This is a genomic window from Moorena sp. SIO3A2, assembly GCF_010672265.1.
Classification (GTDB): Bacteria; Cyanobacteriota; Cyanobacteriia; order Cyanobacteriales; family Coleofasciculaceae; genus Moorena; species Moorena producens.
The window spans coordinates 25,821-38,580 of sequence record NZ_JAAHHC010000039.1 but is presented as its reverse complement, the minus strand read 5'-3'; the positions used below and the strand labels follow the sequence as shown (position 1 = coordinate 38,580).

Sequence of the window (12,760 nt, the reverse complement as noted above, 5' to 3'; positions counted from 1 at the left end):
GTCTGACGATTTAGCCTCCTACTACTTCCTCTTTGAAATCTGCCCTATTTTCCCCATCTTTCCGATATCTTTATTTGCTTACCTATCATAATAACTATGTTGAAGCTAATCAGTACTTCTGCCCTGCCATCGTTTTAGGGGAATGCAGTCAATGTCTAACTGGTCTAAAGCACGAGCTACCACAAAATCCACCAAATCTTCGATGGTTTGAGGGTTATGGTACCAAGCCGGTATAGCTGGAACAATTCTAACTCCTGTTTCTGCTAACCTGGTAAGGTTACGCAGATGGATTAAGCTAAAGGGTGTTTCACGAGGTACGATTACTAGCTTACGCCCTTCTTTAATTTGAACATCTGCTGAACGCTCCAGCAGGTCAGTACTGAAGCCCGCAGCCATTTTTGCTACGGTATTCATACTACAGGGCATGATCACCATTCCTAAAGTACGGAAAGAACCACTAGCAATGCTGGCTCCCACATCCCCCCACCGATGACAAATGAGTTTGCCCCCCTGATCGACTGCTGCTTGCTCACGCCAGAATTGTTCTTGTAGATCGGGTTCTAGAGGCATGCGAATATTTTGCTCTGCCTGCCAAACCATATAGGTAGATTTTGAGGCCACCAGCTCAATAGCATAGTCAGCCTCTAGTAAATATTTTAAAGCCCGTACAGCATAGATTAGCCCAGATGCACCGGTGACACCAAGAATTAAAGGAGTTGTCATTAGTTGTGATTAGTCAGTAGTAAAATCATGTCCGGTGTCATGTAAGCATTCAGCTATCAGCTATCAGCTAATAGCTTAAATTGTTAATTAACAAAAAGGAATCAACCCTATTAGAATCAAGCATATTATACAGCGTTTTTCATAACTATGAGGTAAACAAGTTTTTTTTCCTGTTCCCTGTTCCCTGCTCCGAAGTCCCTGCTCCGAAGTCCCTGCTCCCTAAAACCGATAAGTTTGTACCTCACCGAATTTAAAACCGCTGTAAGTGATTAACCGGACTTAATATCATTTCATTAGTAGTGAGTGGTTAGTGGTTAGTGGTTAGTTAACCTTCTAGTAACCTACTAACCACTCACGAATAACTTACTCCTCTAAATCTTCGTTACTAGCAAAACTACCACCGCTTACGGTTACCAGGTCAATTTGTTGACGGTAATAATCCACACTCTTGACTTGGACTTCGACGCGATCGCCTAATCGATAGGCAGTGCGATTTTTGCGACCGACTAGGCAGGCGTGACGGGAGCGATACTCGTACCAGTCATCCTTGAGAGAGCTAACATGAACCAATCCTTCTACTAACAAGTCTTCAATTTCGACAAAAAAGCCGTAGGATTGAACCCCAGTAATCAGACCGCTGAAGATATCTCCTGTACGCTCTTTCATCTGTTCAGCTTTCTTTAAGCCCTGTAAATCCATCTCTGCATCCATGGTGATTTTTTCACGGTCATTGAGATGGGGAATTAATGTAGTTAACTGATTTTCTAACTCTTGGTGAATTTCTGGTGGTAAAACATTCCAGTTTATATTACCTTGACAGCTGCTATGATTCAGATTTACCCGGTCTTTGGAACGGGTAGAACGACGGTCTCTTCCTTTTTCAAATACCAAATGCAGTAACTGTTGTACCCATAAATCCCCATAGCGCCTCAGTGGTGATACTCCGTGAGTATAGCCAGTATCCAATGCTAGACCAAAGTGCGATCCTGGTTTAGAACTATAACCTGTTGGTTTTAAGGTTGATAACAACAAATAGATCAATACTTTAGGTGCTATGGATTTGGCAAATAGCTGGGTAAAGCCTTGATAGTCTTGAGGGGTAATAGTTTCCTCTTGCTCAAGCTGCATATCATGCTCTAGATTCATGCCCAACCTCATCAAATCCTGAAGCCCATCCCAATCCGGTAGCCCCTGGACACAGTAAATCCCTGGCAAAGTTAGGGCTTGGATGTGGGTAGCTATTGCTTGATTGGCTAAGATCACTAATTCCTTCAACAAAGACTGCATTGGTACTGTTGAAGAAACCTCCAGAGCCCCCACTCTCCCTTCATCTTTATAGGGGTATGGAATCTGGGACAAATTTAGGTCAAAGGCACCCCGCTGCTTTCGTTGCGCCCTGACTGCTGGACTCAAGGTAAAAAACAGTTCCTTGAGTATGTCCACCACAGGTGCCAATTCTGAGTCAGCTTCCTCATGTCCCCCCAGAAGGGATTGAGCCTGCTCATAACTGAGCTGGTAGTGTACCTGGGTTATGGACGGTTGAATCTGATATTCTACTACCTTACCAGCTTCGTCTAGAGTGAGTAGTACGGAGATGGTTAAGCGGTCTTGACCTGGTACTAGGGAACAAAGCTGGGTAACGGCGTCCGGTAGTAAAGGCAATATCACATCGGACAGATAAACTGCTGTACCCCTTTTTCTGGCTTCATCCGCCAAGGGAGAGTCTGGAGGGACAAAGTAAGCCACATCAGCAATATGTATCCCCAGTTGCCACTGATTTGCTTCAGTTTTTTCTAGAGTAAAGGCGTTTTCTACAACTACCTTTTCTGAGTTAGCTAGCTTATCTTCAATGATAATGGTTAGAACCTTTCGCAAATCTAGGCGCTCGCTATAGTCGGATTTTTTCAGCTTTTTCGGTAAGTTATCAGCGGCTAGAAGTACCTCATCAGGGAAGTTAGAGCGTAAATCGTGCTTGCAACAGACAATGTCGGTGTCAGCGGCATCTTCTGCATCACTTCCTAAAATACGGGCAACTTTTCCAAGGGGAGGGTTTTGTCCTAGGGGGTAGCGTAGCACTTCTACATGAACCAGATGCTCCACTGCTTTTTGTAAGATTTCCTGATCTGGTTCAAGATCTAGTTCAAACAAGAGTCGGTCATCAAGGGGAAAGGCTCGGTAACCATTACCAGTTTCCTTGACTCGCGCTAGCACTGAAGGATTTACCCGTTCCAGAATTAACCGCACTTCTCCTTCAGGAGAGCGGCGTCGGCTACCTTCTTTGGTAACTTTGACTAGGACGCGATCGCCATTCCAGGCAGTACTCAGATTACTCTCCCGAATGTAAATATCATCGGCTCCCTCGACTTCTTGGATGGCAAAACAAAAGCCTTTACTGGAACACCGCAGCTTGGCTTCCACCACGTCTTCTTCGTAAACACGCCGATACCTGCCGCGATCTTTAACCAGAATTCCTAATTTTTCCAGTACATCCAGGGAAATCTGGAGTTTTTTGAGACTGTCTTTGTCTTGGCAACCAAGTTTTTTTTCTAAGACTTTGGGTGCCACTAGTTTATCATCAGTAAAATTAGAAAGTAATGTAGCGATTGAAAATTCCATCCAACAATCCTTTTCGTCTGATCGTGGTTTTTGCTTGTTGCCCTTAAGAGCATGCGATCGCATTGGTAGGACAGTCCCTGATGCGATCGGGTCATCGGCTGAACATTGAAAGGCAAGCCAGGTGTACACTTCTCCAGCAGCAGAGAATAGTGCATCAGTAATCCCGGGTAGCTGAACTTGTTCCACCCCTTGTGTTTCTTTCCCAGGAAAGGGTATCCACTGATGGTTTGCCTAAACTGGTTAACCGACTCTGTTGTTTTTGTTCCGAAGCAAGACTAAGGTCAGGGTAACTTTTTAGGCTAATGACTCACCTAACAAAGCCTGCGGGATTTTTGAGATTGAGGTTGGTCAATAGCCAGTGATTCAAACGCCATGGCACCTTCTTTGAGTTACGGTTTGAGGAACCTAGGACGATTGTTTCGTTGGCGAAGTTATCATCAAACGGGTAACTAACAGGCAGTTATGTATAAGAAGCAACCGATTCAAAGAGTGAGTTTCTCCAATGCCACCCAGAATATTCGGCTAAAACTCTTATGTTCAGACACTGCAATAATCGGAACCATTACGCTTCCTGGTAACTTAGTCCCCTTGCTTTGCCGATGCTTTAGCCCCTGGGGCAAAAGAGAAGCTAGCCAACGTCTGGTCAGCCTCGGAACTGTGTTCAAATTCCCCAGTTATATCTACTACTAGTCTACGTGACATACTCCTACACTAACTCTTCGAGTTCAGTGTAGGCTTCTTGCCAACTCCACCCAACGGTTAGGATACTCGGCAAGCTTTATTAACGACACGAGATGCCCCTCCGCGCCGGAACAATACAAAAAAGTTCTATTTTTAGCAAGTAGGTGGCGGTTAGCTCTTAATTTCATTACCCTACTATGTTCATTATAGATGATCACAAAGTATAAAAGTTCTTATCCGCCATTCATGTCACGCCGACATGCAAGTTCGGACGTGGGGCATAAGAGCAGATTAAGCTAAAAGGCTACGGACTACATCAGCAGATGACAGCTCTTGTGGAAGATAGTAGGTGTGGGCAACGAGGGGAACTTGGAGGTTTACCCGCCCTCTGATTTCCTATTCCTAGAGCGCCTGGAAAAAAGGAACTTTAGTTGTACTTGGCTGTACTGCTCCACTGGATCAGGAACAGAACAGAAATTCCTTTCTCCTAGGTCTGTTGAAGATTGTAACCACAGAATACTTTCACTAAGATGACCATTTTTGAGCGAGCTTACCAAATATAGTTTTATTGTATCATGTTTTATTGTACATCAACGGGAGTAGAGAATCGGGAACAAATGTTCCGGTGATCCGTAGATATGCTGTTCCGTTGTCTTGATGCAGCGCGGTCATGGGGGAAACCACGCCAGTTGCTCATGGGGGGAACCCCCTTTGGCCTCACTGGCTCCCCAAGACCGCGCTGCATCGCTTGCTACAGTTTTCGGGTAAAGCTATGCTATGATATAATGCTTAGATTTGGGCAGGAAATGGTTTTATGTTTACTCAGTTCCGAGATCGTTATCCTCAAGGCAGCTTGATCAGCGATCTTTTAGCAATTGACCATGGTCAGTACATAGTACGTTGCTCAGTTAAAGTTGAGGGTACCATCTTGGTCACCGGTCTAGCTGCTGCCCAAACCGTTGAATTAGCAGAAGACCAAGCCAGACTTAGAGCTTTAGCTGCTTTAGGCATGGATAGCACCAAAGGGATTGATCAAAACAAGGATATTCCCAGAGCAAAGCGTGAGGTAAATCTGCCGCTGCAACCATTGCCTCGCTATGATGTTGGCTCGACCTCAGCAAGTCAGGAACAGACTCAACCCAATCATCATTTTACTCAAGCTAGTCGAACCAGTGACACCAGTAGTTACTCTTTCTCAGAGTCAAGAGCTAGAGAGGTTAGGGAAACCGCTGCCAATATCCCATCAGTAGAACCAGTAAGGAACTTTAGCAATGATTCCTTCTCAAGGGAAGTAGAGACCACTGTGCCAGCTGACATCCCTAAGAAGAGGGAGCCAATTAGCTACCAGACCTCACCACCTGATCCTCCAGTTCAGTCATATTCTCAAAATACCATGGAGACTAACACCAGTGACATGGGATCATTGAGTTCTGGGATTATTGACCATTCTGACATCATTACTAAAACTAATGTAGAAATGAAGCGTCTGGGTTGGACAACTCAACAGGGGAAAGACTATCTTCTACAAACTTACGGTAAGCGATCGCGTCAGCTGCTTAGTGACAAAGAATTAATGTCTTTTCTGGAATATCTAGAATCTCAGCCCGTACCTTCAGATTCGTAAGTTATTAGCTATAGGAAAGGGAATCGGGCATCGGGCATCGGGCATCGGAACCCACCCCTAACCCCTCCCAGGAGGGGTTAGGGAATCGGGAATCGGGAATCGGGAATCGGGCATCGGTAAAACATCCTGTGTAACTCATAGTTATCAAAAACGCTGTCAGTAAAATTAGATCAACAACAAAAGCGATGCTCAGCCAATAGTATCGCTTTTTTTTATTAATATTAAATCGTAAACTCTCAGCTCTCAGCTCTCAGCTCTCAGCTCTCAGCTCTCAGCTCTCAGCTCTCAGCTCTTAGCTCTCAGCTCTCAGCTCTCAGCTCTCAGCTCTCAGCTCTCAGCTCTCAGCTCTTAGCTCTCAGCTTATTAGCACGCTACGCGAACATCTTTTGAATAAAATGGGCTTTTACCTAGACTTTAAATTCTCATTAATCTATCAATATTAAATTCTTACTAAATAGGTTAATTTTAAACTGAATGCTGATAGCTGAAGGCTGTTCACGTAGCGTGCGCATAGCGCTTAAGCTTAGCTTTTAAATTAATTGCAACTTCTCCATAAAACCCCCAAAAAAAAGTTTTTTTAAAACCCTTGACAAATTAATATATAATCATTATGATTATATATATAACGTCGAGTTCAAAAATTAAAACATGTCAACAGAATTTAACCCAAACCTAAAAAAATACCCTGTTGAGCACACTCTGAAAGGCTCTCGTAAAGCAGTAACCTATAGCATGCACACCCTCTATGTATTTGGGTATGCAGAGATTTGCGAGTGGAGTCCTCTGGAGCCGACGGAGGTTCCAGGGGAAGTGAGGACTACCATGATGAAGTATTGGCTGTTGCCATAACACGTTGTCTTGATGCAGTCGCTCATGGGGGAAACCACGCCAGTTGCTCATGGGGGGAACCCCCAAGACCGCACTGGCTCCCCAAGACCGCGCTGCATCGCTAAATTTCTGGGGGGGTTTCCCCCCTTGCAAAGGCTCCTGGTCTTTTCGCGTAGCGTGGCCTTTGGCCAATAAAATAAGATCACATCAGGTTTGGTTTGGAATCTGACTGACATGACAATTTCAATCCACTTACTGTGGTATTGAAAAAGCCGTAGACATAATATCTACGGCTATTTTTTTTATTTTTAGACTTATATTTTTTGTAAGCATTCAGCGGTCAGCCGTCAGCGGTCAGCCGTCAGCGGTCAGCCGTCAGCGGTCAGCCGTCAGCGGTCAGCCGTCAGCCGTCAGCCTTCAGCCGTCAGCCTTCAGCTGACGTAACAGAGATTAAAGCAATGCTTACTTGTTTTATTCAAAAGCTGTGCGCGTAGCGCATAAGCTGATAGCTGAATGCTGAAAGCTGAAAGCTGAAAGCTGATCGCTGATCGCTGATCGCTGATCGCTGAAAGCTGAAAGCTGATCGCTGATCGCTGATCGCTTATCTTGCCTTTTTCTCAAAATATCTTACTAATCAAACCTGGTAAATCCTTACATATAGTTACCATATTAGCAGTAGGAGACAAAGCAGCAGCAGTTCCCATGAGTATTTTCATCGCCTTCTTAACTACTTTCTTCACAGCACCATCTTCGGAATTAGTTAAACCAGAAGCGATCGCTTCAATTTGTTCTAGGGCTTCTGCTTTGTCTTCGTCATCCAAATCTTCTGCTAAGACTGCGCTTTGCAGTTGACTGAGTAATTCCTTCAGTTGTTTTTTATCAGGCTCAGGCTCAAAGCTAGGTAACTGGTTGATAGTATTAGCAACTGTACCACTAATCTCACCTAAGTTAAACGCACCAGCAAAACTATTTGTTACTGTAGCGTTATCCGATATATTTATATTTTGACTTTTATCGTTGATATTAGCCATGATTTCAGAATAATCTCCAGAAATATTACCGTGTTGTGATAATAGCAATACTAATTTTTGAATATCGCCTTTAAACTGAATGGATTGATTACTATCTTGTGGATCGTTAGATACTAACTTGTTCAAATCTATTATATCACCAAGTAAACTCCAAACATTAACGTCTTCAACGGTTGTTTCACATTTAATGTTGTATTCCTTGTATTCTATATATTTTAGCAATGTTTCAAAGCGATAAGAGTATGGCGACTGACTGTCTTTACACGTAGGGCAATTACAAGGTATGAACTGACTGTATTTTAATCGCTGATAAGAATCATTAATTTTATCTAGTTCGTAAGCAACTATGCTCAATAATCCCCGCTTATCTCTACCAGCAACCCTAATCTTAATCTCCCGTTTGCCGTAATATTCAACCACTTCCGCTTTGGTGTTGTCCTTAGTTAAGATGACGCCACTTTTCCAAACGTATTGTTGTTGGTCAATATACTGATGCATCACCACAATCAAGCGAGTGATAATACCCTTGGGCATAAAATCCGGATAAGTGTAGCGTAAAATCAGATTGTGGGATGGATCCCAATCATAGTCTGGTTGGTCTTCGCTGAGGAGTTGAGGGGCGATAAAGGTATCTTTGCTGTCAGTAATTTCATAGCAAAGTTGAAATTTCTTCATTAGTTCTAGTAATTCTCCTCTGGTAGAGGCATACTTGTCATCTTGCCAAATACCTTTTAAATCGTTACGGGTAAACTTTCCGTTGTTATTCATAACTTTACGATTATCCAGCACTTTGTAAACAGCATCGGTACCCCATTCTGGTTTAAGAATGACTATTTTATATAACAACGAATCTTCTTGATCCTGGAAATGAAGGCATACCCCTAAATCGTGGAGATATCCGCTTAACTGTAATTTATATTCTAGTAGAGTAAATCCGTTAGTTTCACAGATCTCTAGATATTCTTTAAGAGAGATATAATTACGAGAATCGTTTTCTAAAGCTTGACGAACGTTTACCCAAGTTTTGGGTAATGGTTGTCCCACGTGAGGTAAATTTTGAATGTAATGTTTAATCTCATTGGTAATTTTTTCTAAATCTCGGTTAGTTTTGAGGTTAGTAGCCAGAGTTTTTTCGAGATTTTCAAACTCTCCTCGCAAAGCTCGTTCGTTAATGTCCCTTTGACGGTCTTGTTTCTCGTTTTTAATAATCAACAGGGGGCTATTATCACTTAATTTTTCTACAATATTTAACCAATAATAAAAATTGGTATCTTCTTTGCGACTATCTGCAACTAAAGTATAGAGAGAACGTTTAGTCAAGAAAAACTGATGGGTAGCATGATAAATTTCTTGTCCGCCAAAATCCCAAATATTAACCTGAAATTTTCGTCCGTTATCTAGAGGGAAACTCCATTTAATAACATCAATGCCTTCTGTAGATTCTTGATTGTCTTGGAGTTGGTATTGGGGGTCTTGAATTTTTTTAGCTAAACTAGTCTTGCCTGCTCCGGCCTCGCCGACAATCAACAACTTCGCTTCATAGATATAATCTTTTCCTTCTTCTATTAATTGTCGAAAATATTGTTTAATAGCACCTACACCTCCACTGGCTACTTCTAGCGGTGGCTCAACTAGGGGATTATCCGCTAAATCTAGATTGGTCAAATTGGATAGATTACCGATAAACTCTGGTAGTTCTGTTAGTTCATTACCCGATAAATCTAGCGTAGTCAAATTGGATAGATTACCGATAAACTCTGGTAGTTCTGTTAGTTGAAGTCTCGATAAATCTAGCCTAGTCAAATTGGATAGATTACCGATAAACTCTGGTAGTTCTGTTAGTTCATTAGCCGATAAATTTAGCGTAGTTAAATTGGATAGATTACCGATAAACTCTGGTAGTTCTGTTAGTTCATTACCCGATAAATCTAGCGTAGTCAAATTGGATAGATTACCGATAAACTCTGGTAGTTCTGTTAGTTCATTACCCGATAAATCTAGCCTAGTTAAATTGGATAGATTACCGATAACCTCTGGTAGTTCTGTTAGTTTATTACCCGATAAATATAGCGTAGTTAAATTGGATAGATTACCGATAACCTCTGGTAGTTCTGTTAGTTCATTACCCGATAAATTTAGCGTAGTCAAATTGGATAGATTACCGATACACTCTGGTAGTTCTGTTAGTTGATTACCCGATAAAGCTAGCGTAGTTAAATTGGATAGATTACCGATACACTCTGGTAGTTCTGTTAGTTGATTACCCCATAAAGCTAGCGTAGTCAAATTGGATAGATTACCGATAAACTCTGGTAGTTCTGTTAGTTGATTACCCCATAAATCTAGCGTAGTCAAATTGGATAGATTACCGATAACTTCTGGTAGTTCTGTTAGTTCATTACCCGATAAAGCTAGCGTAGTCAAATTGGATAAATTACCGATAACTTCTGGTAGTTCTGTTAGTTGATTACCCCATAAAGCTAGCGTAGTCAAATTTGATAGATTACCGATAAACTCTGGTAGTTCTGTTAGTTTATTAAACGATAAATCTAGCCTAGTTAAATTTGATAGATTACCGATAACCTCTGGTAGTTTTGTTAGTTGAAGTCTCGATAAATCTAGCCTAGTCAAATTGGATAGATTACCGATAACCTCTGGTAGTTCTGTTAGTTGATTAGCCGATAAATCTAGCGTAGTTAAATTGGATAGATTACCGATAACCTCTGGTAGTTTTATTAGTTCATTGCCAGATAAAGCTAGCGTAGTCAAATTGGATAGATTACCGATAAACTCTGGTAGTTTTGTTAGTTGATTAAACGATAAATATAGCTCGGTTAGATTGGATAGATTAACAATATAGTCTGGAATTGTTTCTATTTTGTTACTGCTTAATTTTAATACTTTGATTTGTTTGAGTTCAAAAACTTCTTCCGGAATTTTGGTCAATGGTGGGAATCCATATTCATTACTCAAATCAAGTATTTCAAGGTTTTTTTCCCTAGCTTCTTGGATTTTTTCTCGGAAGCGCTTTGGAATATTATCTTCGCTCATATAGCAATTGTTATTTGGGTGAGTGACAAAGCTTATGATTTTAATGCAATAGGCTTTTAAGGTAATCAGCCTGAAAAAATACTGTACCTCATAAGTGCGATAAATGCTTTATTATCCCTGACCTAACAAATATATTATAATCTTTACTATAGAAAAGTCATGTGGCATCACTTGTTAAATGCAAGTACAAGTATTTATACTCAAAAACTTTGGTGGAAGAATTCCCTTCTTTGATTCAGCAATACAAAAAATCCGATGTTGCATAAATGCATGATGATTTGAATAGTTTTGTGGAATGAGCATCATGGTGAAATGAGCATCATGGTGGAATGAGCATCATGGTGGAATGAGCATCATGGTGGAATGGGCATCTTGCCCGTTTCATTTCCGGAGCGACTTTCCCAACACTGGCTACCGATAAAATCAGCTTTTTGGTGGTGCGTTACGGGGCGGACTATCCCAACTTTGGCTACGACACGAAAAATAATCGCAAGTCCGCCCCTAACACACCCTACGCAACTTGTGTGGAATGGACATCATGGTGGAATGGGCATCTTGTGTGGAATGGGCATCTTGCCCGTTTCCCGACTCCCGACTCCCGACTCCCGACTCCCGACCCCCCCACACTTACCTTGGTCAGATCCTCTAGGATGACAGATGAAGCAGGAAAGTCCTATCGTGAGGGTAAAGCTAGAGCTATATTCCTTCCGGATTAGTCTCAGCAGTTGCGTAACCTGTAGATTCACATTAAGGTCATTATTCTAAGAGGCTGTACCGTGCCTAAATCTATTCCATTACTATCTATTCTTGTTGTCATGGGTTTGATGAGTTGGTCAGCACCAGTGGCTGGACAAGCACTGATTCCCTATACCCTAAAATTAGATTCAGAGGAACTCGAACAGCAGGGCTTAACTCTGGCTCAAGAAGCCATTCAGTTAGTCCGCTTTCAACAATACGACCTGGCTCTGCCTAAGGCCAAGTTAGCTACTCAACTTGCCCCCAACACCTATCAAACCTGGTTTATCTTGGGAACCTTGTACGTACAGTCCCAAGAGTTGGATCAAGGCATAGAAGCCTTGCAAAAGTCTTACTCTCTGGCACCAGATGAGGCTGGAGTGCTGTTCACCTTGGGGTCAGCCTATTTCCAAAAAAGCGACTATAGAAAAGCGATCGCTCAGTTGAAAGCGGGATTAAAACTAAAGCCCGATGTGCCAGAAGCTCTGTTTGACTTGGGCAATTCTTACTATATGCTAAATCAGTATAGTGAAGCAATCGATGCTTACAACAAAGCTGTTGACCAAGACAAAAGCTTTTGGCCTGCCATCAACAACATTGGTTTGGTCAACTATGAACAAGGAGATGTGGAGAGTGCCATTAGACAATGGGAAGCAGCCATAGGGATTGATAAAGAGGCCGCAGAACCTCAACTTGCGATCGCTGTGGCTCTGTATGCCCAAGGGGATATCGAAAAGGGACTGTTAATGGGAGAAGCGGCAATCCGCCTAGATAGCCGCTATGCTAACTTAGAGTTTCTTAAGGAAAACTTGTGGGGTAAACGCCTGCTTTCTGAAACCAAAAAGTTTCTGGAAAATCCCAGAATCCAAGCCACCATTATCCAGGGTGAAGGTATACCCTAAGTAGCTCAACTCCACCTGTCATGGGTGACTTCTAAAAATAGTGCTTGATCTCTATCAATTGCCAATAGGGGAGGGATCGCAGCCAAATATGGGCAATCATCTCAAGGGCGGTGGTTTTAAGATTGGCAATTTTCAAGACAGGAATTTAATTGTCCTGGGGTAGTAGAGCCATGATTTGATCAACAAACTGTTGATGGTCAACAACGGGTTTGGAGATGTAGTCATCGGCACCACTTTGCTTAAGAAATTTTTCTCTATCTCCTTCCATCGCATGAGCAGTGACCAGAATAATGGGCAGTTTAGAGGTATCAGCATCAGCCTTAAGCATTTGGGTAATCTTAATGCCGTCTACTGATTGACCCTGATAAACACTATGAGCTAGGGAAACATCCATCAAGATAATGTCTGGCTCCCCAGCTTGGGCTAGCTGCATTACTTCTTCTACATCTTCAGTATGCTTTACATTCAAACCGCCCCGCTTAGTGAGAATCTTGGCAAAAACACGAGCATTAATCGGATCATCTTCGACAATCAGAACGGTTTTCATGGGCGTTGCATCAAGAGAGTCA

Annotated in this window: 13 protein-coding genes; 4 read left to right on the top strand and 9 right to left on the bottom strand. The window is 42.2% G+C overall.

What is annotated here, in order from left to right; genetic code table 11:
• Positions 1 to 105: 105 nt before the first annotated feature.
• The 4 genes from F6K64_RS29190 to F6K64_RS29175 all read right to left on the bottom strand — a co-directional run bounded on the left by F6K64_RS29190 (position 106) and on the right by F6K64_RS29175 (position 4,765).
• On the bottom strand, positions 106 to 723 hold the full coding sequence (locus F6K64_RS29190) for a flavin prenyltransferase UbiX (RefSeq protein ID WP_008190620.1): 618 nt from the start codon (positions 721 to 723) through the stop codon (positions 106 to 108).
• A 363-nt stretch (positions 724 to 1,086) separates the two neighbouring features.
• Positions 1,087 to 3,339, bottom strand: coding sequence for a ribonuclease R family protein (locus F6K64_RS29185; RefSeq protein WP_044495596.1), 2,253 nt, complete (start codon positions 3,337 to 3,339; stop codon positions 1,087 to 1,089).
• A 579-nt stretch (positions 3,340 to 3,918) separates the two neighbouring features.
• Positions 3,919 to 4,041 carry a hypothetical protein gene (locus F6K64_RS29180; protein WP_267872120.1) on the bottom strand — a complete coding sequence of 41 codons (123 nt, stop codon included), beginning with the start codon at positions 4,039 to 4,041 and terminating at the stop codon, positions 3,919 to 3,921.
• A 559-nt stretch (positions 4,042 to 4,600) separates the two neighbouring features.
• On the bottom strand, positions 4,601 to 4,765 hold the full coding sequence (locus F6K64_RS29175) for a hypothetical protein (protein ID WP_287267183.1): 165 nt from the start codon (positions 4,763 to 4,765) through the stop codon (positions 4,601 to 4,603).
• Between the two features lie 69 nt (positions 4,766 to 4,834).
• On the opposite strand from F6K64_RS29175, the gene F6K64_RS29170 reads away from it, so the two are divergent.
• The gene (locus tag F6K64_RS29170) at positions 4,835 to 5,644 is read left to right on the top strand and encodes a slr1353 family protein (RefSeq protein ID WP_008190615.1); all 810 of its coding nucleotides are present in this window, start codon (positions 4,835 to 4,837) and stop codon (positions 5,642 to 5,644) included.
• Between the two features lie 4 nt (positions 5,645 to 5,648).
• Here the strand turns inward: F6K64_RS29170 and F6K64_RS29165 are convergent, their stop codons facing one another.
• Entirely contained in the window at positions 5,649 to 5,783 is a 135-nt protein-coding gene (locus tag F6K64_RS29165) for a hypothetical protein (protein ID WP_267872119.1), read from the bottom strand.
• A gap of 509 nt (positions 5,784 to 6,292) precedes the next feature.
• Here F6K64_RS29165 and F6K64_RS29160 point away from each other — a divergent pair.
• Complete coding sequence (locus F6K64_RS29160; protein ID WP_287253711.1) at positions 6,293 to 6,493, top strand: hypothetical protein; 201 nt, start codon at positions 6,293 to 6,295, stop codon at positions 6,491 to 6,493.
• A gap of 47 nt (positions 6,494 to 6,540) precedes the next feature.
• Here F6K64_RS29160 and F6K64_RS29155 read toward each other — a convergent pair whose 3' ends face one another.
• From F6K64_RS29155 to F6K64_RS29145, 3 genes are all read right to left on the bottom strand, one after another.
• A complete protein-coding gene (locus tag F6K64_RS29155; RefSeq protein WP_154659975.1) occupies positions 6,541 to 6,708 on the bottom strand; it encodes a hypothetical protein in 168 nt (55 codons plus the stop codon).
• A gap of 235 nt (positions 6,709 to 6,943) precedes the next feature.
• Positions 6,944 to 7,093: a hypothetical protein gene (locus F6K64_RS29150; protein ID WP_287267182.1), complete on the bottom strand. Its 150-nt coding sequence runs from the start codon at positions 7,091 to 7,093 to the stop codon at positions 6,944 to 6,946.
• Positions 7,090 to 10,554 (bottom strand): leucine-rich repeat domain-containing protein, encoded by a 3,465-nt coding sequence (locus tag F6K64_RS29145; RefSeq protein ID WP_287267180.1) that lies wholly within the window; start codon positions 10,552 to 10,554, stop codon positions 7,090 to 7,092. Before F6K64_RS29145 ends, F6K64_RS29150 begins: the two co-directional genes overlap by 4 nt.
• Positions 10,555 to 10,991: 437 nt before the next feature.
• On the opposite strand from F6K64_RS29145, the gene F6K64_RS29140 reads away from it, so the two are divergent.
• Together F6K64_RS29140 and F6K64_RS29135 are read left to right on the top strand one after the other, a co-directional pair.
• Positions 10,992 to 11,270 (top strand): hypothetical protein, encoded by a 279-nt coding sequence (locus F6K64_RS29140; protein WP_287267178.1) that lies wholly within the window; start codon positions 10,992 to 10,994, stop codon positions 11,268 to 11,270.
• A 60-nt stretch (positions 11,271 to 11,330) separates the two neighbouring features.
• Positions 11,331 to 12,191 carry a tetratricopeptide repeat protein gene (locus tag F6K64_RS29135; protein WP_287267175.1) on the top strand — a complete coding sequence of 287 codons (861 nt, stop codon included), beginning with the start codon at positions 11,331 to 11,333 and terminating at the stop codon, positions 12,189 to 12,191.
• Between the two features lie 145 nt (positions 12,192 to 12,336).
• Here F6K64_RS29135 and F6K64_RS29130 read toward each other — a convergent pair whose 3' ends face one another.
• Positions 12,337 to 12,738: a response regulator gene (locus F6K64_RS29130; protein ID WP_008190602.1), complete on the bottom strand. Its 402-nt coding sequence runs from the start codon at positions 12,736 to 12,738 to the stop codon at positions 12,337 to 12,339.
• Positions 12,739 to 12,760: the final 22 nt, after the last annotated feature.

Bases quoted from the DNA above. Each gene is read 5' to 3' on its own strand.
- F6K64_RS29165 (WP_267872119.1), bottom strand. From the start codon at position 5,783: ATGAGTTACACAGGATGTTTTACCGATGCCCGATTCCCGATTCCCGAT.
- F6K64_RS29130 (WP_008190602.1), bottom strand. From the start codon at position 12,738: ATGAAAACCGTTCTGATTGTCGAAGATGATCCGATTAATGCTCGTGTT.
- F6K64_RS29180 (WP_267872120.1), bottom strand. From the start codon at position 4,041: ATGTCACGTAGACTAGTAGTAGATATAACTGGGGAATTTGAACACAGT.
- F6K64_RS29155 (WP_154659975.1), bottom strand. From the start codon at position 6,708: ATGTCAGTCAGATTCCAAACCAAACCTGATGTGATCTTATTTTATTGG.
- F6K64_RS29160 (WP_287253711.1), top strand. From the start codon at position 6,293: ATGTCAACAGAATTTAACCCAAACCTAAAAAAATACCCTGTTGAGCAC.
- F6K64_RS29175 (WP_287267183.1), bottom strand. From the start codon at position 4,765: ATGCAGCGCGGTCTTGGGGAGCCAGTGAGGCCAAAGGGGGTTCCCCCC.
- F6K64_RS29170 (WP_008190615.1), top strand. From the start codon at position 4,835: ATGTTTACTCAGTTCCGAGATCGTTATCCTCAAGGCAGCTTGATCAGC.
- F6K64_RS29185 (WP_044495596.1), bottom strand. From the start codon at position 3,339: ATGGAATTTTCAATCGCTACATTACTTTCTAATTTTACTGATGATAAA.
- F6K64_RS29190 (WP_008190620.1), bottom strand. From the start codon at position 723: ATGACAACTCCTTTAATTCTTGGTGTCACCGGTGCATCTGGGCTAATC.
- F6K64_RS29145 (WP_287267180.1), bottom strand. From the start codon at position 10,554: ATGAGCGAAGATAATATTCCAAAGCGCTTCCGAGAAAAAATCCAAGAA.